Below are 17412 nucleotides of genomic sequence, written 5' to 3' on the forward strand. Positions count from 1 at the left end.
CAGATGATACATAATTTCTTGAGATCCATAGGTTTTCATAACCTGCAGAAGAACACAGAACTGTTCGATATTCTGGAAGATATTGTGCGGAACCCGGATCGCAAGTCAGTGACACGTGATATTTACGGCAACGGATTCGGGAGCTTTTCCCGGGAGTATGGAGAGAATTTCGGCATCACGGTGTGCGGGGATTTTCTGGAGAATAACGAGTTTCATATTGAATACTATTTTCCTTTCTTTCGCGGATCAGATATATCCACTTATGAACAAATTGAAGTGGAACGTTTTGCGCAGAAAGAGGCCTATGCGGGGATCTGCGATGATCTTCGGCTGGGTGCCACTCTGATCTTTTACATTGACAATGTGGCCGATCTGCTGAATGCCCGGCTGCTGTACGGAAATCAGTTCAATGCATCAAATGCAGTCTTGTCAGGGCTGGCAAGTAGTGGTAAAATTCTATTACCGGTGCTGAAAACAGAGCAGCAGGTAAAACAGCGGACAGAGATATCCAAGAAGCGCATGGATCTTCTGAATGAAGCCAAAAGCGGCAGCCAGGAAGCTATCGACAGTCTGACACTGAATGATATGGATACCTATTCCATGCTGTCCCAGCGTGTGAACCACAATAAAGAAGATATCCTGAGTATTGTGGAAAGCAGTTTTATCCCCTATGGGATTGAAAGTGATCAGTATGTAGTGATCGGGGAGATTCTTTCCTGCCGTCGGACGCATAATCAGACGACAAATGAATCCGTATGGATTCTGGGGCTGGACTGCAACGACCTGGTCTTTGATATTATCATCAATGAGCGGGATCTCTATGGGGAGCCGGCTGTAGGGCGCAGGTTCCGGGGACGTATCCTGATGCAGGGATTTATTAATTTCAGTTAAAAAGGATCAGGCGGGGAGCCGGTGCGATCCGCCTGAAAAGAAAATACATTCCTTTCGGTGAAAATTTAATAACTGGTTACCGATCCAGAAGCTTACGAAGGGGACGGAAGTTCTCTGCGGTGAGAAAAATCGGCATTTGTCCTGTTAGTTTAACGGATAAAACAAGCGCCTCCTAAGAACGTTTTTAACAAACGACTCGGAGGAATCTGAAAAACAGGATGGGCGTTCGATCCGAACCGACTGCGGGACAAAAATGAGCGAAAGTTCTAACGAAGGCGTTATGGGTGTTATGAAACACCCGCCCCGTATTAGACGATTTTTATTAGACGTTTTAGAACTTTTCCTCGCGAGGGACCTGATCCTCGAAGGCCGGAAAGCCTTGAAAATACAGGAAAAATCAAAGATGTTTCTGTAGCTCAGCAGGATAGAGCGTCCGCCTCCTAAGCGGAAGGTCGTGGGTTCGAATCCCGCCAGGAACGCTATTTCAGAGGGCGGGGACCGAAAAAATCGGTTCCCGCTTCTTCTATCTCAGAAGACGATTTCCGTCTAAAAACTCCCCTTACATATTAGCTGGAATCTAAAATTTCGCCGATTCTTCTAACGAGCCGATTTTCAGCCGGTTTTCGGGGCTTCGGTTCAACGAAGGCGTTTGTTGCGCTGATCACACGAGCGCACCGGTGATAATCCGCGATCATTAGAGGACATTCCTCGCAAATGCCTTGAAAACGGGCCTTTTCCTCTTTTTTTAATTCTCCATCCACCAAATGCTGGTTCCCCTATTTTCATCCGGGGTCCGTCTCAGGCACAGATTCCGGCTAATATTTCTTCATCTTCATTGAACCTGGAGCCTTGAAATATTAGTTGTTCTAAAAGCACCCGCCCCGCATTGAACCTCCGTACATAGCCCGTTTCTGATCTGCATCTGCAGTACCGAAGCGGGCTTTTTCTTTTGAACTCTTAAGAAGATGGAGTCGCGCGCGCACCGCGTCCGCAAGCTCCTCGCGCACCGCGCACGGAAATGGAGGTATCAGATGAGAACAAGACAGAAACTACAGAGAAAAACCATTATGATCGACGGCGTCCGCTACTATGCAGAACGTCCGCATGACTGCAGGAAGTGCTTTTTCTGGAAGAACCGTAAGGTCGGCTGCTCGCTAGGCAAAGAGAACTGCTATTACCTGGCTGAAGTCATAAAGACAGAACAGGAAAAGAAATGCGAGAACTGTCCTTATGCCAAAGGCCAGCCATGTGTCACGGCGAGCTGTTATAAGGATCTGGAACACTGGCTGCAAGAACGCCGTGCCAGAACCGTGAAGCTGATGATGAAGGAAGAAAGGAGTTCAGCCTATGTCGGATAAAGATCTACAGCGTTATCGTCACTATGAGTCGATGATCAAGAAAGCACGGAAAACAGGGATTGGCGAGAAGCCGCCCAGCTGTGCGAAATGCCAGTATTATCAGCCGGAGTTCAAGTACAGGAAATGCCTGTATGCCAGATGTCCTTACCAGAGGGATACGGAGATCTTCCGCAAGAGACCCCTGAAAAAGGACAAGATTCCGGGACCGGAGGTGGTGAAGGTGGATGGATAATTATTATCTTGACTATTTTTATGGTCTTGAAGCGGATGCATACAGCTTTATCCGTGTGCCGAAGCTCCTGATCAATCTCCCGATCTATAAGGATCTAACATCTGACGATAAGCTTCTATACGGAATATTACTCGACCGGATGAGCCTTTCCGCTAAAAACCGGTGGATGGATGATGACGGACGTGTGTATATCATATTCACCATTGAAGACGTTATGGAAGCTTTAAACTGTGCTCAGCATAAAGCGGTCAAGTTAATGAACAATCTGGAGACGAAAGCACATCTGATAGAACGTAAGCGTCAGGGGCAGGGGAAACCCAGTCTGATCTATGTGAAGAAATTCGTGCCGATGTCAAATGCGCAATTCTTGAATTGTCAAAATCGCAATTCTGGAATTGCTGAAAGCACAATTCAAGAGTTGCCGAAACCGCAATGTAATAATACTGAATCCAATAATACAGAATATAGCGATACTGATCTTTTCTTTTCCGCTGACGGCAGATCAGAAGAGATGAGAACGAGAGCTGCCTATGAGGAATATTTCAGAGAGGCTCTTGAGATCGATTTTCTGAAGCAGAACAATCCGGGTGAGCGGGATACGCTGGACGGGATTCTGGATCTGATCGTGGATACCTGCTGTGCCAACAAGCCATGGATCGTAATCAGCGGAGATAAAAAGCCTATAGAAGTGGTGAAAAGCCGGTTCATGAAGCTGAATTCCAGCCATATCGAGTATGTCCTGAAGTGCCTGTCGGATAATACGACCCGGATCCGGAACGTGAATCAGTATCTGCTGGCTACTCTTTTCAATGCCACCACAACAATCAGTCCCTATTACCGGTCCTGGGTGAACAATGACATGGCTAACGGCCTTGTGTAGGAGGTGATGCAAAAAATGCCAAATAAAGCGACGGTCCTTTGCTGCGGAAACCAGAAAGGCGGCGTCGGAAAGACTTTTACAACGGAAAATCTGGGCGTCGGGCTTGCGCAGGAAGGAAAGAAAGTGCTTTTGGTGGATATGGATCCGCAGGCCTCTCTTACCATCAGCCTTGGCCATCCGAGGCCGGATGAGCTGCCGGTCACGATTTCCGATATGATGCAAAAGGTGATCACGGATGAGGATATACAGCTCCGTGAGGGAATCCTTACCCATCCGGAAGGCGTGGATCTGATGCCGGCAAACATTTCCTTGTCCGGCCTGGAGGTCTCTCTGGTCAATGCCATGAGCCGGGAATCTATTCTAAAGCAGTATCTGGAAGCGTTAAAGAAGAACTATGAGTTTATTATTCTGGACTGCATGCCGTCCCTTGGCATGCTGACGGTCAATGCCCTGGCGGCTTCCGACCAGCTGATCGTCCCGGTTCAGGCCCAGTATCTGTCCGCCAAAGGTCTGGAGCAGCTCCTTCAGACCGTCAATAAAGTGAAGCGGCAGATCAATCCGAAACTGCGGATCGAAGGGATCCTGCTGACGATGGTCGATGCGAGGACCAACAATGCCAAAGAGATTGCCGGCCTGATCCGTGAAACGTACGGCAGCCGGCTGAAGGTATTTGATGTTGAGATTCCACGATCCGTCCGGGCGGCGGAGATCAGCGCAGAGGGTAAGAGCATCTTCGCTCATGATCCCGGAGGAAAGGTTGCTGCGGCCTACAAAGAACTGACGAAGGAGGTGATCCGCGATGCCGAAAAAAGGCGCAAACATCACCTTGAGCAGCTACGATGATATCTTTGAGACCGATGAAAGCCGTGCGGACGCCCAGTTGGAACGGATACAAAAGATACCGATCAGTGAACTGGTGCCGTTCAGGGATCATCCCTTCAAGGTGGTGGATGACGAAGCTATGCTGAGGACAACGGAAAGCATTGCACAGTTCGGTGTTCTGACGCCGCTGATCGCAAGGCCTCTGGAGGACGGGACCTATGAGATCATTTCCGGTCACCGCAGAGTCCATGCCGCACAGGCAGCAGGTCTTACGGAAGTGCCTGTCATTGTCCGGGACATGGATGATGACGCCGCAACCGTGCTGATGGTCGATTCCAACCTGCAGAGGGAGCACATCCTGCCGAGCGAGCGGGCATTTGCTTATAAGATGAAGAACGAAGCAATGAAAAGGCGTGCTGGCAGGCCGTCAAGAGAAAATGCGTCCCAAGTTGGGACACAAAAAAGAACGGATGAAATTATGGTTGAAGAAATGGGACAGAGCCGAAATCAAATTCAGCGTTATATCCGCCTCACCTACCTGATCCCAGAACTCCTTGAGCTGGTCGATGAAAAGAAGATCTCCTTTAACCCTGCAGTCGAACTCTCCTACCTGAAGCCTACCGAGCAGGAAATGTTCCTGTCGGTCATGGAATGGTCGCAGAATGCACCGTCCCTCTCACAGGCCCAGCGCCTAAAGAAACTCAGTCAGGATGGAAAACTCACCCCCGACGCCATGCGTGAGATCATGAACGAAGTAAAGAAAGGCGATCTGGAGCGAGTCACCTTCCGGAATGAGACCCTTCGGAAGTATTTCCCCCGTTCCTATACCGCGCAGCAGATGCAGGACCAGATCATAAAGCTTCTGGAACAGTGGCAGAAGCGCAAACAGCGGAATCAGGAGCGATAAAACCAAATAACGTATCTCTGAAGACGGACGTTCTCCATGCGGGAATGTCTTTTTTTATGCCAAATATGAAAGGAAAACAGACTATGTCAAAGATGAAAGCAACCGAAAAGCAGGCTATGGAAATCCTTAAGAAACTGGATGAGCTGATCGATTTCTCTGTCGATCTGGAAGCAAATCTCGATGAAAGCGAGACCATCGAAGAAGTGCTCCTTTGCCTGGAGGATACGATCGATGAATTCTGCGATGCCGTCGAGGTGATCGAGGCAATCCGCGAGTTCCTGATCGAGGTGGAAAACCTTGATGATGAGGATCCCGCCGAGGAAGAGCCGGAAGAAGAATGCACCTGCTGTGCGCCTCCGGAACTCCGCAATGAGCTGATCCGTATCGCGCAGAGCATACAGGCCTATGAACGAATGGCAGCTGAAAAGCGAATGGCGGGAACCGCTACGAAGAGGAATCCCGTGCCGGAGATCCCTGTTCCTGAAGAAGACTCCGTTGCGCTGCTTTTCTATGATGCCGGAGATTACAGAGTCTTCCCCTTTGAGCATGTTCTCCGCATCTGTCCCTGGCTGAATGAGCACAGCGTTATGCGTGCGATCCCGGGCGTCAAAGATCTCTATTATCTCTATGAAGAAGGCACAGAGATCAAAACAGAAAGCGACCTTTATCTGGTCGGCCCCGTCGTTGTGATCCGGCTGAATAAAGATCATTTCCTCATCACGCCGGATGCCCTGGACCGCCACCGCGTCCGCAAGTTCATGAGAGACAACACTGAGACTATAGATTTTGAAGAAGGCGCCAGTTATCCGGCGCTTCGTTTCGTTTAAGGAGGAAAACCATGGATTATGAACAGTTTTTGGAGCAGGTAAGAGCGGATCTCCAGCAGCAGTTCCCCTATATGAACGTGGAAATCCGCAGTGTGGAGAAACTGCAGGGCCAGTCCTATACCGGTATTTCCATCACGCCGGAAGGCGGCAATGCCGGCGCGACCATGAACCTGCATTCCCAGTATGAGATGCTGCAGGACGGAGTGCCGATGGATATCGTCATGAGGCGTATCGAAAACCTTGCCGCTGATGCTGTAAAACAGATTCCGCAGGTGGAAGCTTCCACCCTATCGGATTACGAGCAGATGAAGCATACCCTGATCATGCAAGCCGTACCGGTCGGATCGAACCGTGCACTGCTTGACACCATCCCCCACAGGACAATGGAAGACATCGCCATTGTCTACCGTTTCCAGCTGGATCACAGGGAAAATGCGGACGCCACCGTGCTTGTCACCAACCAGATGCTACAGAATTACGGGATCACCGCGGAACAGCTGATGGCGGATGCCGCCATTTCCGCGCCGCAGAGGAATCCGGTCTCTCTCCGCTCTCTGGCAGAGGTTCTCTCGGAAATGAGCGGCGGCATGATCCCTCCGGAGGATGTCGGGGCCCCGCCTCTTATGGTCGCTACGGTTCCCGGCGCTGTCAATGGTGCTGGCGTAATGGGCTATCCGGACTTCTTTAAGGATGCTGCGGACCAGATCGGCGGCAGCTATTTCATCCTTCCTTCGTCTGTCCACGAGATCCTGCTTCTCGCGGATGACGGCAGCATGAGCGCACAGGAGCTGAGCGCTATGGTCTCCGCTGTCAATTCCCAGGAAGTGATGCCGGAAGAGCAGCTTGGAAGTGAAGCTTACCACTATGATGCCCAGGCTCAGGTCTTCGAGAAGGCTTCTGCCTATGAGGAAAGGGTCATAGAGGAGCGTGAAATGATCGCGGACGCTATGCCGGGTGTCGTTCATGAGGAGGCTGCAGCCTATGCGGCTGAACCTGTCCCAGAGACGATCTCTGTTCTCATGGTGGAACCGGGCAAGTATCCCAGAGAGATTGAGATCGGCACTGAACTGGAAGACCTGCAGGCAGCTGTCGGCGACAATATCGAGGTCGTCTATCCTTTTGACGATCAGGTAGGCCTCGTCATGAATGAGGAAGGCAAGATCAACGGCCTTCCGCTGAACCGGTCTTTACGTGATGAAAACGGAGAAATCATGGATGTGATCGCCGGTCCGTTTATGGTCACCGGCCTGACTGAGGAGAGCTTCGGGTCTCTGACGCCTGATCAGATGAAGACGTATGGAGAAATGTTCCACACGCCGGAGATGTTCATGAAGATGGGACGCGGGATCATGGCACTGCCTCTTCCCGAGGAAAAAGTGGAAAAACCGGAGAAGGCTGTTGATAAAGCCCAGGCAAAAGATGCCCAGAAGAAGGAACCGAAGGCAAAACGCAGGAAGACGCCGGATCACAGTGACCGTTGATTGCAGCATGAAGGAAGGGGCCGGTTTTACAGCCGGCTCCGCCAAATATAACGAATGGAGGTGGTGATTCTTGCAGGAAGAGATAGAAAACAGGACCGTGAACCTGATGATCACAACGACAAGACTGACTGCCAGGGCACTGATCTCCGGTTATCACAAATTTGAAGAGCGGCGCAAACAGCGGGCAGCAGCGAGATCCGCCAGAAAAAGCCAGAAACCGACAGGAAAGCAGACGGTAAAGCAGCTGATTGGGCAGAACCAGGGCGTCAGCAGTATTGATATCGCCAAGACAGACCTGAAAGGATTTGAAAAATACGCCAGGACCTACGGCGTGGACTATGCCATAACCAAAGACAAGTCTGGCGATGTTCCGAAGTATCTCTGCTTCTTCAAGGCCAGGGATGCCGACGCCATGACAGCCGCTTTCAATGCCTATTCCGCAGAGGTCCTGAAAAGGCAGAAAGCTCCAAGCGTGCTGAAGCAGCTGGCGAAGCTGAAGGCCTATGTGAAGGCGCTTCCGGTCAAGACCAGGACAAAGGAGAAAGAGAGGGATCTGAACCGATGAAGGTAGATACAAAACGTCTGAAGAAGACAATGATCCTTTCTCTCCCTTACGTCATCTTCGGCCTCATCTGTACGAATATCGGTGAGGCCTGGAGACTGGCGGAAGGCACGGACTATTCCGCAAAGGTGCTGTCCTTCTTTTCGACGATCGGCATTGCATTCGGAAATCCCCTGCCGAGTTTCTATCCGGTAGATCTTCTCTTTGGCCTGATCGGCGGGGCAGGCCTCAGGCTTGCCGTCTTCATCAAGAGTCAGAACAAGAAGAATTATAAGCACAATGTGGAGTACGGATCAGCCCGCTGGGGAACCCATGCGGATATCGAGCCGTTCATGGATCCGAAGTTCGAGAATAACGTGATCCTTACTCGGACCGAGCGGCTGATGATGAGCAACCGGCCGAAGAATCCAGCCAATGCCAGGAATAAGAATGTCCTGATCGTCGGCGGATCCGGCAGCGGCAAGACACGTTTCTGGATCAAACCCAATTTGCTCCAGCTCCACAGTTCCTACGTTTTGACCGATCCGAAAGGTACGACCCTTATTGAGGTGGGCCATGCGTTTGTGCGGGCAAAATACCGGATCAAGATATTCAATACGATCAATTTTCAGAAGTCGATGCATTACAATCCGTTCGCCTATGTGCACAGCGAGAAGGATATCCTGAAGCTGGTCACAACACTGATGGCTAACACCAAAGGGGAAGGTAAAGGCAGCGATCCGTTCTGGGACAAGGCAGAAACGTTGTTGTACTGTGCTCTGATCGGCTATATCCACTATGAAGCACCGGTCGAGGAGCAGAACTTCGCCACCCTGATCGAGTTCATTAACGCCATGGAGGTCCGCGAGGATGACGAAGAGTACCAGAATCCGGTGGATCTCATGTTTGAAGCACTGAAGAAAAAGAATCCGGATCACTTTGCAGTACGCCAATATGCCAAGTTCAAACTGGCAGCCGGCAAGACCCTCAAAAGCATCTTGGTGAGTGCCGGCGCAAGGCTTGCACCTTTTGATATTCAGGAGGTCCGGGAGATCACGATGTACGATGAACTGGAGCTGGATACCTTGGGTGACCAGAAGACTGCTCTGTTCCTGATGATGTCGGATACGGATGGATCCTTCAACTTCCTGATCAGTATGATCTATACACAGCTATTTAACCTGCTCTGTGAAAAGGCAGATGATGTGTACGGCGGCAGGCTTCCGGTCCACGTCCGGTGTCTGATCGATGAGGCCGCCAATATCGGCCAGATTCCTAACCTGGAAAAGCTGGTCGCGACGATCCGAAGCCGAGAGATCAGCGCATGTCTGGTACTGCAGGCCAAGTCGCAGCTGAAAGCCATCTACAAGGATAACGCCGATACCATCATCGGCAACATGGATTCGCAGGTCTTCCTAGGCGGTTCCGAACCGACGACCCTGAAAGATCTTTCGGAAGCTCTGGGCAAGGAAACGATCGATACCTTCAATACCTCGGACACACGAGGCAACAGTCCCAGCTACGGAACCAACTATCAGAAGCTTGGCAAGGATATGCCATACTTGTTGATGAAGAGTTCAGTTGCCTTGAATTTTACATGAACAGGGACACGATCAGCTGGATTCTGAAAAAGGTAGGATGTCTGTCAGAAATAACAGCATATCTTTTTTGAGCCACTCACTGGATTACCCAGCGGGTGGTTCTTTTATTAACGCTTCTGTCTGCCATTCCGGTTGGGAGGAATTGGGCTGCCCTTTCCCCGCATACTTTTAGTTCGTTTTGCTTTTTTGGATTTTCTGAGGATTCCCAAAAAGGCAGTAAATTCCGCAGAAGTCAGTTTCTCATAAGGAATTTCCATCTGGTCGCAGAAAACCTGAATAAAGGCTTCCTCTCCGCTGGTTCCCGTCTGCACAAGCTTTTCAAACTTTTGCCGGACTTCGGCTACGGTTTCCTGCCGTTCATCAGCGGTGGTAGCGTCGTTTGTGTGTGCTGTTTGGATGTCTTTTACGATCTTGTCAATGTCTTTATGGACGATGTGATTGAAATAATCCTCTCCGTCTATCTGTGCGACTTCAAGGGTTCGCATATAAAGGTCATCGTCTCCCGGCGCATAGCTTTCCATGACGCTCTGCCGGGCAGCTTCCAGTTCCAGATTCATCTGGCTGACACGCATACCGGCGATACGGTCAACGATAACGGTAATGTCCGTCATGAGCCGGGGAAAACCTTCATGGGTGGCAAGCTCGCAGAGCAGACGGTTGTTGATCCTGCCGCTTCTTAATAGCTCAATCATTTCATCGCTCAAATGGAGCGACTGGAGATCAGAATTAGGGATGGTCTTATTTTCCGACAGCCCCATCAGATAGTCGGTGGACACGCCGTAAAACTCTGCCAGCGTTGCAATCGCAAATGGGCTGATGTCCTTGTAGTCATCGCCCTCATATTTCCCCAGCGCCGACTTGGACAGGCCGGTTTGTTCTGCCAGCTGTTCCAGTGTCAGGTGCTTATCCACCACCCGCAGGTCTTTGAGCCGTTCCGGGATTGACAGTTTTGTGTACATCAAAGCACCCCCTCTCGTCAACATTTTTCAATATTTTTTTCATTATAGCACGTTTCCGAGAGCGTGGAAATATGCGGTTTTTGTGCGCTATTCCAACGTCTTGGACATACGGGAGCAGCCCCCTTTTTTCGGTAAACTGGTTCTTGTCAGGAGACACAGAACCTTGAAAATCGAATGACCGGCTGCAAGGGGTATGACCTCCGGGGAAGTGACGCGATAAAAGGGTTCCCGCAAAATCATGGATTTTGTGACGACGGGAGCGCACCAAAGAGGACAATACGCCGGGAGAAAATCCGGGCAGGAGCGGCTTGCAGACAGACCGGCAGATAGAAAAGTAAACCATGCGGGGCATACCGCACCGCAGCAAATGAATGGAGGTAGATCATTATGAAACTGAATATGAAGGAAAAGAAAATTCTTTACGCTTACGCCTGCCCCAGCCATCACAACACAGTGACAAGGCTGAAATGGCTGACAGCGCTGACCGTTGACCCGGAGGCTAAAGGGCAGATGCTTCATCTGACCAGGAAAATTGAGGCAGAGACAGACGAAAGCTGGTACGACAGCTTCTATCACTGCCTACGCATGGAGATGGATGAGTATTACCGGATCAAGCACCGCCTGCGTGTGCTGAAAGCAAACACCGATTATGAGGAGGAACTGTATGAGGAAGCTGTCTAAATATGAAAAAGAAACCATCATCAACTGGAACGAGGGCGAGAACATTGCCAGTATTTACACCTTCAACGCCAGCTTAAAACGCAGGCTGGAAGATTTCAGTAGGAAGTATCCGCTATTGTGTAGGTTGGAGCGCAGCACACCGGAAGGCAGCGCGACCTATGTGCTGGACAAATCCCGCCTTTCTATCCGGCTGGTGCCGCCGTACAGTGAAGAACGGCTGGCGGCTGCAAGGGAGTACGCAAAGGAACATGGCTTTCAAGTCATACAGACAGAAGAAAAAATTGCTTGAAATGAGGGCGATTTACCAAAAAATACCGGGTCTGCACCCAGTATTTTGAACGGTAATCCCCGCAGGCGTATTCCGTATCCACTTCCTGCGATTGGTGCAGATGTATGGATACGGAGCCGGAAAAGCTGGCGGACACCGTATCAGCGGTGGATGCCGGTTTTTCCGGTGCAGGAGTACAGAGGGATGCAATCCCTTTGTGGCTGGGTGCAGGGGCGGCAGCGCACTGCTGGGGTCAAGGGGCAACGCCCATTGGCAGGTTAAGGGCGGCAGCCATTATCGGGTCAAGGACGAAGTGCCTTGGCGGGTTGAGGGCGGCAGTCCCATCGGGTCAAGGGTGAAACGCCTTGCCCAGGGAAAGTTGATGCCTGCGTCAACTTGTACTGGGTATTACCTGACGCAAAATTCCGCAGGTTTGGCGGCTTCGCCGCCCTCCCCAGCCCGGAACAGCTTTGCAGGAAGGAGGAAAAATGTTTGAAATTAACAAGGCACAATGGGCGCTCCGGGAAGCATGGCACTTACAATCCCCGTCACAATGACCGCCGGTTCGATGTAGAAAACAGCGAACACATTGACGCTGAGCGTGCCAGACAAAATGTGTACTGGGACTGCTACCGGGGATTTACCACCCACGACTTTCGGGATAACCCGGAGCAGCCGGATTTCAGCTTTGAGGAAATTGAGCGGATGTATTACTACGAGCATTATGCCGACCATGTAAATGCCCAGAACGCCCGGAATGAGAAAACCCGGCATATTGAGCGCAACCGTACTGTGGATGACCTCTTGAAAAATAACAAGACCTGTCCGGAAGAAAGCATCTACCAGATCGGCACGATAGAGGAATCCGTCTCACCGGAAACGCTGGCGCTCATCGTCAGTGAATTTTATGAAGAATTTGAGCGCCGTTTCGGTTCTCATATCCACATTTTAGACTGGGCGCTCCATCTGGATGAGGGAACACCGCATATTCACGAGCGCCATGTGTTCGACTGTGAAAATCGGTATGGAGAATTGTGTCCCCAGCAGGAAAAGGCGCTGGAGGAACTGGGTATCCCTCTCCCAAAACCGGAGCAGCCCAAAGGAAAGCACAATAACCGGAAACAGACTTTCGATGCAGTCTGCCGGACAATCCTGTTTGACATTGCCAAACGGCATGGACTTCATCTGGAACAGGAGCCGTCCTATGGTGGGCGTGACTATCTGGAAAAGCAGGATTATATCCTGATGAAGCAGAAAGAACAGATGGCGGCGCAGGAGCAAAAGCTGGAAGAACTGACGCTCAAAATCGAGGATGTGGAGACGCTGTTGGAGGATGTTTCCGATGTGGCCTATGACAAGGCAGTGGAGGTCGTGACAGACAAGGTACGGGAACAGACCCAGCTTGAGGATTTGGAAGTGATCGAGAAATACCGAAAGAGCGTGGTATCCCCCAATGCAAAAAATTCGCCGGAAGTGGTGAAGATTGCAAATACCCTACTGGGAAGGGCACGGGAAAAATTACAGCAGTCCGCAGAAAAGATTCTCAAAAAGGTGCAGGCTGTGCTGCTGAAGCCGGAGGTCAAGCAGGCTGGCAAAGAGCAGATTAAGAAAAAAGCCAGAGAATCCATCAAAGAGAAGCTGGCGAAAGGCAAATTGGACGCTGACCGGAAGAACCGGGAGCGATGGGAACGTGAGGGGCGGATCGCCCCGACAAAAAAACAGGATATGGAGTTGTAAGGCATCTGATTTTCTGAGGAAACCGGGTGCCTTTTGTTTTGTTTGGAGGTGGGGAAATCGAATGTATTTGAAACAGTAAAGCAGTCTGTCACGACAAGACAGGCTGCGGAATTTTATGGGATTCCAGTAGGACGGAACGGGATGGCCTGTTGTCCTTTTCACGATGACAGACATCCCAGCATGAAGGTGGACAGGCGGTTCCATTGCTTTGCCTGTCAGGGGGACGGAGATGTGATTGATTTCACTTCCCGCCTCTTTGGACTGGGCAGTAAGGAAGCTGCCTTGAAGCTGGCAGAGGATTTCTCTGTCAGTCTTGACAGCAAAGGTCATGGTCCGCCACGAAAGACAATCATCAAAAGAAAAATCAGCGAGGAAGTGCGATACCGGCAGGCAGAGCAGAAATGTTTTCGGGTGCTGTGCGATTACCTGCGTCTGCTGGAACGCTGGAAAGAAGAATATGCTCCCAAACAGCCGGAGGATGACTGGCATCCCCTGTTTGTGGAGGCTCTGCACAGGCAGCCATATATCGAATATCTGCTGGATATTCTCCTGTCTGACAGCATAGAAGAACGTGCTTCCGTGGTTGCTGAGTATGGAAAAGAGGTGAAGAAAATTGAGCAGCGAATATCAGAATTTACCGCCAGCCACCCGGCAGGCTGTGATGAGCGCAGCCGAGGCCATAGCGCCGGAACAGAGCGCCCAAGATGTGCGGGAGAGCCTTTCTGTCACCGATAAGGGAAAAACCGCCAATACCATCGACAACTGCCGGATCGTGTTCTGCTGTGATCCGCTCCTGCGGGATGCTATCCGGTTAAATCTCCTGACCGACCGGGTGGACATTGTACGGGATTTGGGCTGGCGCAGGAACACCAGCGCCTTAACAGATACCGATGTGAAATATCTTCTCCTCTATTTTGAGCAGAACTACGAGCTGACCAGTGAGAAAAAGATCACAGCTGCACTTTCCATTGTAGCAAACGAAAATTGCTATCACCCGATTCAGGATGTGCTGAACAGCCTTGTCTGGGACGGGACACCCCGCATCCGTTCCTGCCTGCACCACTTTCTTGGCGCTGATGAAAGCGACTATGTGGAAGAAATGCTGAAACACTTCCTGCTGGGCGCTATCCGCCGGGTATTCCGTCCCGGTTCCAAATATGAGGAAATGCTCTGTCTGGTAGGCGGCCAAGGTGCCGGGAAGTCCACTTTCTTCCGCCTGCTGGCAATCCGGGACGAGTGGTTTTCCGATGACCTGAAAAAGCTGGACGATGACCGGGTGTTCCAGAAGCTGCAAGGCCACTGGATCATCGAGATGTCGGAAATGCTTGCCACCAGCAGCGCAAAGAGCATTGAAGAAATTCGCTCCTTTATCAGCCGACAGAAGGAAACCTACCGAACGCCTTATGAATCCCAGCCCAAAGACCGGCTGCGGCAGTGTGTGTTCGGCGGTTCTTCCAACACATTGGACTTCCTGCCGCTGGATCGGGCCGGGAACCGGCGCTTTCTCCCAATCATGATTTACTCGGAGAATGCGGAGGTTCATATTTTGGAGGACGAGGATGCTTCCAGAGCCTATCTTTTGCAGGTGTGGGCAGAAGCCATGACCATTTACCGCAGCGGACAGTATTCCATGAAATTCAGCAAGAGCATCCAGCGTCAGCTGGTGGAGGTGCAGAAGGACTTCATGCCGGAGGATACGGAGGCCGGGCAGATACAGGGCTTTCTGGAACACTACACTGGGAACATGGTCTGTTCCAAGCAGCTGTTCAAGGAGGCGCTGGGGCATACCTTTGACCAGCCGAAGCGGTGGCAGCTGCACAATATCAACGAGATCATGAACACAGTCGTGACCGGCTGGAAGCCTTTCTCCAATCCCAGGATGTTCGCCGGGTACGGCAGGCAAAAGGGTTGGGAATGTGACAATTTCGACAACGAACTGTCCGACAACGAAGGCGGATTTGTGGAACTGAGCGAGGAAGAATGCAGCCAGCTGGAACTTCCGAAGGAGTGGATTGCCTGAGAATGATGGTCTGTTGCCAGTTGGTTGCCGGGTTCGTTGCTGGCAAATCTATGGTTTTGATATAGAAAAAGCCCATAAATAAAGGATTTTTCACAAGTATTTTCTGTCCGGCAACGAAAGCAACGAGATTTTACAAGAAAACTTATCAAGCAAAGATTGACAGTCAGATATTCATTTACAGGTTTTTATAGGCTGGTTGCCGGACTTCGTTGCCGGCACACGGTTATCTGGACTGTCACACTATGGAGGTAGCCTATGGAGAAAAACAAGAAGCAGAATAAAAAAGTCCGGTTCGTGGTGGTTCGGGAGTTTTCCGGGGACAAAACCATGCGGGAAGCCTTTGAGCAGCTGATCGAGCGCCAGACCTGCGAACACTTCGAGGAATGGTTAGAACATCGGGAAATGGCACAAAAAGCGGCGTAAAGCGGTTGAATCAGGAACGGGGACATGGTATTATAATGGTATCGTGTCCCTGTTCATAGAAGGAGAACACTATGAGCAGGAAAAAACAAGTCAATCAAAAAATCACAGCGCTTTACTGCCGTATCTCTCTGGACGATGGCAGCGATAATGAGAGCATGAGCATTAGCAACCAGAAACTTATGCTCCGGGACTTTGCCGAAAAAAACGGGATGTTCCAGTATGAGTATTATGTGGATGACGGTTATACAGGCCGCAACTTCAACCGCCCTTCCTTTCAGCGTATGATTGCTGATATTGAGGCGGGAAAGATTGGCTGTGTCATCACAAAAGACCTGTCCAGACTGGGCAGAAATTATATCGAGGCCGGCAGCTATATCGAAATCTTTTTCCCCAAACACAATGTACGATATATCGCCATTACAGACGGAGTTGACAGCCTGACCCGCCAGGAAATGGACATCACGCCCTTTAAGAATATCCTGAATGATATGTACAGCCGGGATATTTCCAAAAAGGTGCTGGCGGGGCGTATGACCCGTTCCCGGCAGGGAAAGTTTTGTGGTGGGCAGCCGCCTCTCGGATTGATGCGTGACCCGGATGACCGGGGGCATTTGATCCTTGACCCGGAGACGGCGCCGGTGATCCGAAAAATCTATGACATGGCGCTGGACGGCTGGGGCTGTATGCGGATCGCAAAGCAGCTCATGGATGACAAGGTTCCTATCACGAGGGTAAAGAGCAATACGGAATGTGACGTCAACTATTATGCGTGGGGCGGTGCAAGGATCAGTCATATCCTGCGAAACCCATTCTATAAGGGCGCACATCTGGTCTGCCGGACACATCAGAAAGGGATTCGTTCCAACACCTATGACATTATCCCCCGTGAGGACTGGGAAATCATTGAGGATTGCCATGAAGCAATCGTTTCCCCGGAAGAATGGGAGCAGGTGCAGTCAATCATTGACCGCAGACCTACCATTATGAAAGGCAACTCCTGTCCCTTCTATAACCTGTTCCACGGTATCATTTACTGTGCTACCTGCGGAAAGTCCATGCAGGTGCGGTATGAAAAGGTGGGCAGAACCGGAAAAAACCGTTTTACCGGCGAGATGCGGGAGCCGATTGACAAGGCGTATTATATCTGCCAGACCTACAACCGGCTGGGCAAGAACGCCTGCACCAGCCATAAGATCGAGGCAAGGGATTTGTATGACCTTGTTCTGAAGGACATTCAGGAACTGGCGGCACAGGCTCTCAAAGATGCCGACGCATTTTATCAGCGACTGAGCAGCCGGATGGAGCGCCGGTATCTGATAGACGCTTCCCAGACGCAGAAAGAACGCCAGCGGCTGGAAGCCAGAAATCAGGAGATTGACGGGATGTTCCTGAGCCTTTACACCGATAAGGCTAAAGGGATACTGACCGAGCAGCGTTTTATGAAGCTGACGGCGGCGCTGGAACAGGAGCAGGAAGCCAACCAGAAGCGCCTGCAAGACCTGATGTTGATGATGCGACACTCTGACGAACAGGAAAGCGAAGTCCGCACCTTTATCCGGGAAATCCGGCGCTACGCCGCCATTGAAGAACTGGACGAGGCGGTGCTGAACCGGCTCATCAGCAAGATTCTGGTGGGTGAAGTCAAGAAGATTGACGGACAGAAAGTGCAGGAAGTCAGGATCATTTATAACTTTGTCGGAGAAATCCCGGAGATTACAGAATAATCAGTGATCCCCATCTCTCAATCAATGAGGGATGGGGATTTTTTCTTTGCCGTCGTCCGG

Annotated in this window: 17 protein-coding genes, 1 tRNA gene and 2 pseudogenes; 19 read left to right on the plus strand and 1 reads right to left on the minus strand. The window is 50.9% G+C overall.

Annotated features, from left to right (window positions below):
• Nucleotides 1-3 precede the first annotated feature (3 nt).
• The 12 genes and pseudogenes from CXIVA_RS04985 to CXIVA_RS05040 all read left to right on the plus strand — a co-directional run.
• On the plus strand, nucleotides 4-891 hold the full coding sequence (locus CXIVA_RS04985) for a DUF3881 family protein (protein ID WP_013976917.1): 888 nt from the start codon (nucleotides 4-6) through the stop codon (nucleotides 889-891).
• Between the two features lie 405 nt (nucleotides 892-1296).
• Nucleotides 1297-1370: transfer RNA gene (locus CXIVA_RS04990), tRNA-Arg, on the plus strand.
• 552 nt (nucleotides 1371-1922) lie between these two features.
• Nucleotides 1923-2249 carry a hypothetical protein gene (locus CXIVA_RS04995; protein ID WP_013976918.1) on the plus strand — a complete coding sequence of 109 codons (327 nt, stop codon included), beginning with the start codon at nucleotides 1923-1925 and terminating at the stop codon, nucleotides 2247-2249.
• Nucleotides 2239-2481 (plus strand): hypothetical protein, encoded by a 243-nt coding sequence (locus CXIVA_RS05000; RefSeq protein WP_013976919.1) that lies wholly within the window; start codon nucleotides 2239-2241, stop codon nucleotides 2479-2481. Before CXIVA_RS04995 ends, CXIVA_RS05000 begins: the two co-directional genes overlap by 11 nt.
• A pseudogene (locus CXIVA_RS14270) lies at nucleotides 2474-2737 on the plus strand (replication initiator protein A); the annotation flags it as partial. The gene CXIVA_RS05000 and the pseudogene CXIVA_RS14270, both read left to right, overlap by 8 nt.
• A 255-nt stretch (nucleotides 2738-2992) precedes the next feature.
• The gene (locus CXIVA_RS14275; protein WP_242822917.1) at nucleotides 2993-3361 is read left to right on the plus strand and encodes a DUF6017 domain-containing protein; all 369 of its coding nucleotides are present in this window, start codon (nucleotides 2993-2995) and stop codon (nucleotides 3359-3361) included.
• Nucleotides 3362-3376: 15 nt separating this feature from the next.
• On the plus strand, nucleotides 3377-4204 hold the full coding sequence (locus CXIVA_RS05010; protein ID WP_013976921.1) for an AAA family ATPase: 828 nt from the start codon (nucleotides 3377-3379) through the stop codon (nucleotides 4202-4204).
• Entirely contained in the window at nucleotides 4161-5090 is a 930-nt protein-coding gene (locus CXIVA_RS05015) for a ParB/RepB/Spo0J family partition protein (protein WP_013976922.1), read from the plus strand. The genes CXIVA_RS05010 and CXIVA_RS05015 overlap by 44 nt, the downstream gene beginning before the upstream one ends.
• 83 nt (nucleotides 5091-5173) lie before the next feature.
• On the plus strand, nucleotides 5174-5917 hold the full coding sequence (locus CXIVA_RS05020) for a hypothetical protein (protein ID WP_013976923.1): 744 nt from the start codon (nucleotides 5174-5176) through the stop codon (nucleotides 5915-5917).
• A gap of 11 nt (nucleotides 5918-5928) precedes the next feature.
• On the plus strand, nucleotides 5929-7398 hold the full coding sequence (locus tag CXIVA_RS14280; RefSeq protein ID WP_013976924.1) for a DUF5688 family protein: 1470 nt from the start codon (nucleotides 5929-5931) through the stop codon (nucleotides 7396-7398).
• Nucleotides 7399-7468: 70 nt separating this feature from the next.
• Complete coding sequence (locus tag CXIVA_RS05035; RefSeq protein ID WP_013976925.1) at nucleotides 7469-7963, plus strand: PcfB family protein; 495 nt, start codon at nucleotides 7469-7471, stop codon at nucleotides 7961-7963.
• Nucleotides 7960-9495, plus strand: a pseudogene (locus tag CXIVA_RS05040) (type IV secretory system conjugative DNA transfer family protein); the annotation flags it as partial. The gene CXIVA_RS05035 and the pseudogene CXIVA_RS05040, both read left to right, overlap by 4 nt.
• 152 nt (nucleotides 9496-9647) lie before the next feature.
• Here the strand turns inward: CXIVA_RS05040 and CXIVA_RS05045 are convergent.
• The gene (locus CXIVA_RS05045; protein WP_013976927.1) at nucleotides 9648-10499 is read right to left on the minus strand and encodes a helix-turn-helix transcriptional regulator; all 852 of its coding nucleotides are present in this window, start codon (nucleotides 10497-10499) and stop codon (nucleotides 9648-9650) included.
• 387 nt (nucleotides 10500-10886) lie between these two features.
• Between CXIVA_RS05045 and CXIVA_RS05050 the strand changes: the two genes are divergently transcribed.
• From CXIVA_RS05050 to CXIVA_RS05080, 7 genes are all read left to right on the plus strand, one after another.
• Complete coding sequence (locus tag CXIVA_RS05050) at nucleotides 10887-11180, plus strand: hypothetical protein (protein WP_013976928.1); 294 nt, start codon at nucleotides 10887-10889, stop codon at nucleotides 11178-11180.
• Complete coding sequence (locus CXIVA_RS05055; RefSeq protein ID WP_013976929.1) at nucleotides 11164-11469, plus strand: hypothetical protein; 306 nt, start codon at nucleotides 11164-11166, stop codon at nucleotides 11467-11469. The genes CXIVA_RS05050 and CXIVA_RS05055 overlap by 17 nt, the downstream gene beginning before the upstream one ends.
• 471 nt (nucleotides 11470-11940) lie before the next feature.
• Complete coding sequence (locus CXIVA_RS05065) at nucleotides 11941-13185, plus strand: hypothetical protein (protein WP_013976930.1); 1245 nt, start codon at nucleotides 11941-11943, stop codon at nucleotides 13183-13185.
• 48 nt (nucleotides 13186-13233) lie between these two features.
• Nucleotides 13234-13920, plus strand: coding sequence for a CHC2 zinc finger domain-containing protein (locus CXIVA_RS05070; protein WP_050979255.1), 687 nt, complete (start codon nucleotides 13234-13236; stop codon nucleotides 13918-13920).
• Entirely contained in the window at nucleotides 13847-15205 is a 1359-nt protein-coding gene (locus CXIVA_RS05075; protein ID WP_013976932.1) for a virulence-associated E family protein, read from the plus strand. The genes CXIVA_RS05070 and CXIVA_RS05075 overlap by 74 nt, the downstream gene beginning before the upstream one ends.
• Nucleotides 15206-15460: 255 nt before the next feature.
• Nucleotides 15461-15628 (plus strand): hypothetical protein, encoded by a 168-nt coding sequence (locus CXIVA_RS14170; protein WP_013976933.1) that lies wholly within the window; start codon nucleotides 15461-15463, stop codon nucleotides 15626-15628.
• A gap of 71 nt (nucleotides 15629-15699) precedes the next feature.
• Entirely contained in the window at nucleotides 15700-17352 is a 1653-nt protein-coding gene (locus CXIVA_RS05080) for a recombinase family protein (RefSeq protein WP_013976934.1), read from the plus strand.
• Nucleotides 17353-17412 lie beyond the last annotated feature (60 nt).

Source organism: Clostridium sp. SY8519 (assembly GCF_000270305.1).
Lineage (GTDB): Bacteria > Bacillota > Clostridia > Lachnospirales > Lachnospiraceae > SY8519.

Excerpts from the sequence above, each read along its gene's own strand:
- CXIVA_RS14280 (WP_013976924.1), top strand. The coding sequence starts at position 5,929 with ATGGATTATGAACAGTTTTTGGAGCAGGTAAGAGCGGATCTCCAGCAG.
- CXIVA_RS05000 (WP_013976919.1), top strand. The coding sequence starts at position 2,239 with ATGTCGGATAAAGATCTACAGCGTTATCGTCACTATGAGTCGATGATC.
- CXIVA_RS04985 (WP_013976917.1), top strand. The coding sequence starts at position 4 with ATGATACATAATTTCTTGAGATCCATAGGTTTTCATAACCTGCAGAAG.
- CXIVA_RS05010 (WP_013976921.1), top strand. The coding sequence starts at position 3,377 with ATGCCAAATAAAGCGACGGTCCTTTGCTGCGGAAACCAGAAAGGCGGC.
- CXIVA_RS14275 (WP_242822917.1), top strand. The coding sequence starts at position 2,993 with ATGAGAACGAGAGCTGCCTATGAGGAATATTTCAGAGAGGCTCTTGAG.
- CXIVA_RS05055 (WP_013976929.1), top strand. The coding sequence starts at position 11,164 with ATGAGGAAGCTGTCTAAATATGAAAAAGAAACCATCATCAACTGGAAC.
- CXIVA_RS05075 (WP_013976932.1), top strand. The coding sequence starts at position 13,847 with ATGAGCGCAGCCGAGGCCATAGCGCCGGAACAGAGCGCCCAAGATGTG.
- CXIVA_RS05020 (WP_013976923.1), top strand. The coding sequence starts at position 5,174 with ATGTCAAAGATGAAAGCAACCGAAAAGCAGGCTATGGAAATCCTTAAG.
- CXIVA_RS05015 (WP_013976922.1), top strand. The coding sequence starts at position 4,161 with ATGCCGAAAAAAGGCGCAAACATCACCTTGAGCAGCTACGATGATATC.
- CXIVA_RS05045 (WP_013976927.1), bottom strand. The coding sequence starts at position 10,499 with ATGTACACAAAACTGTCAATCCCGGAACGGCTCAAAGACCTGCGGGTG.
- CXIVA_RS04995 (WP_013976918.1), top strand. The coding sequence starts at position 1,923 with ATGAGAACAAGACAGAAACTACAGAGAAAAACCATTATGATCGACGGC.
- CXIVA_RS05050 (WP_013976928.1), top strand. The coding sequence starts at position 10,887 with ATGAAACTGAATATGAAGGAAAAGAAAATTCTTTACGCTTACGCCTGC.
- CXIVA_RS05080 (WP_013976934.1), top strand. The coding sequence starts at position 15,700 with ATGAGCAGGAAAAAACAAGTCAATCAAAAAATCACAGCGCTTTACTGC.
- CXIVA_RS14170 (WP_013976933.1), top strand. The coding sequence starts at position 15,461 with ATGGAGAAAAACAAGAAGCAGAATAAAAAAGTCCGGTTCGTGGTGGTT.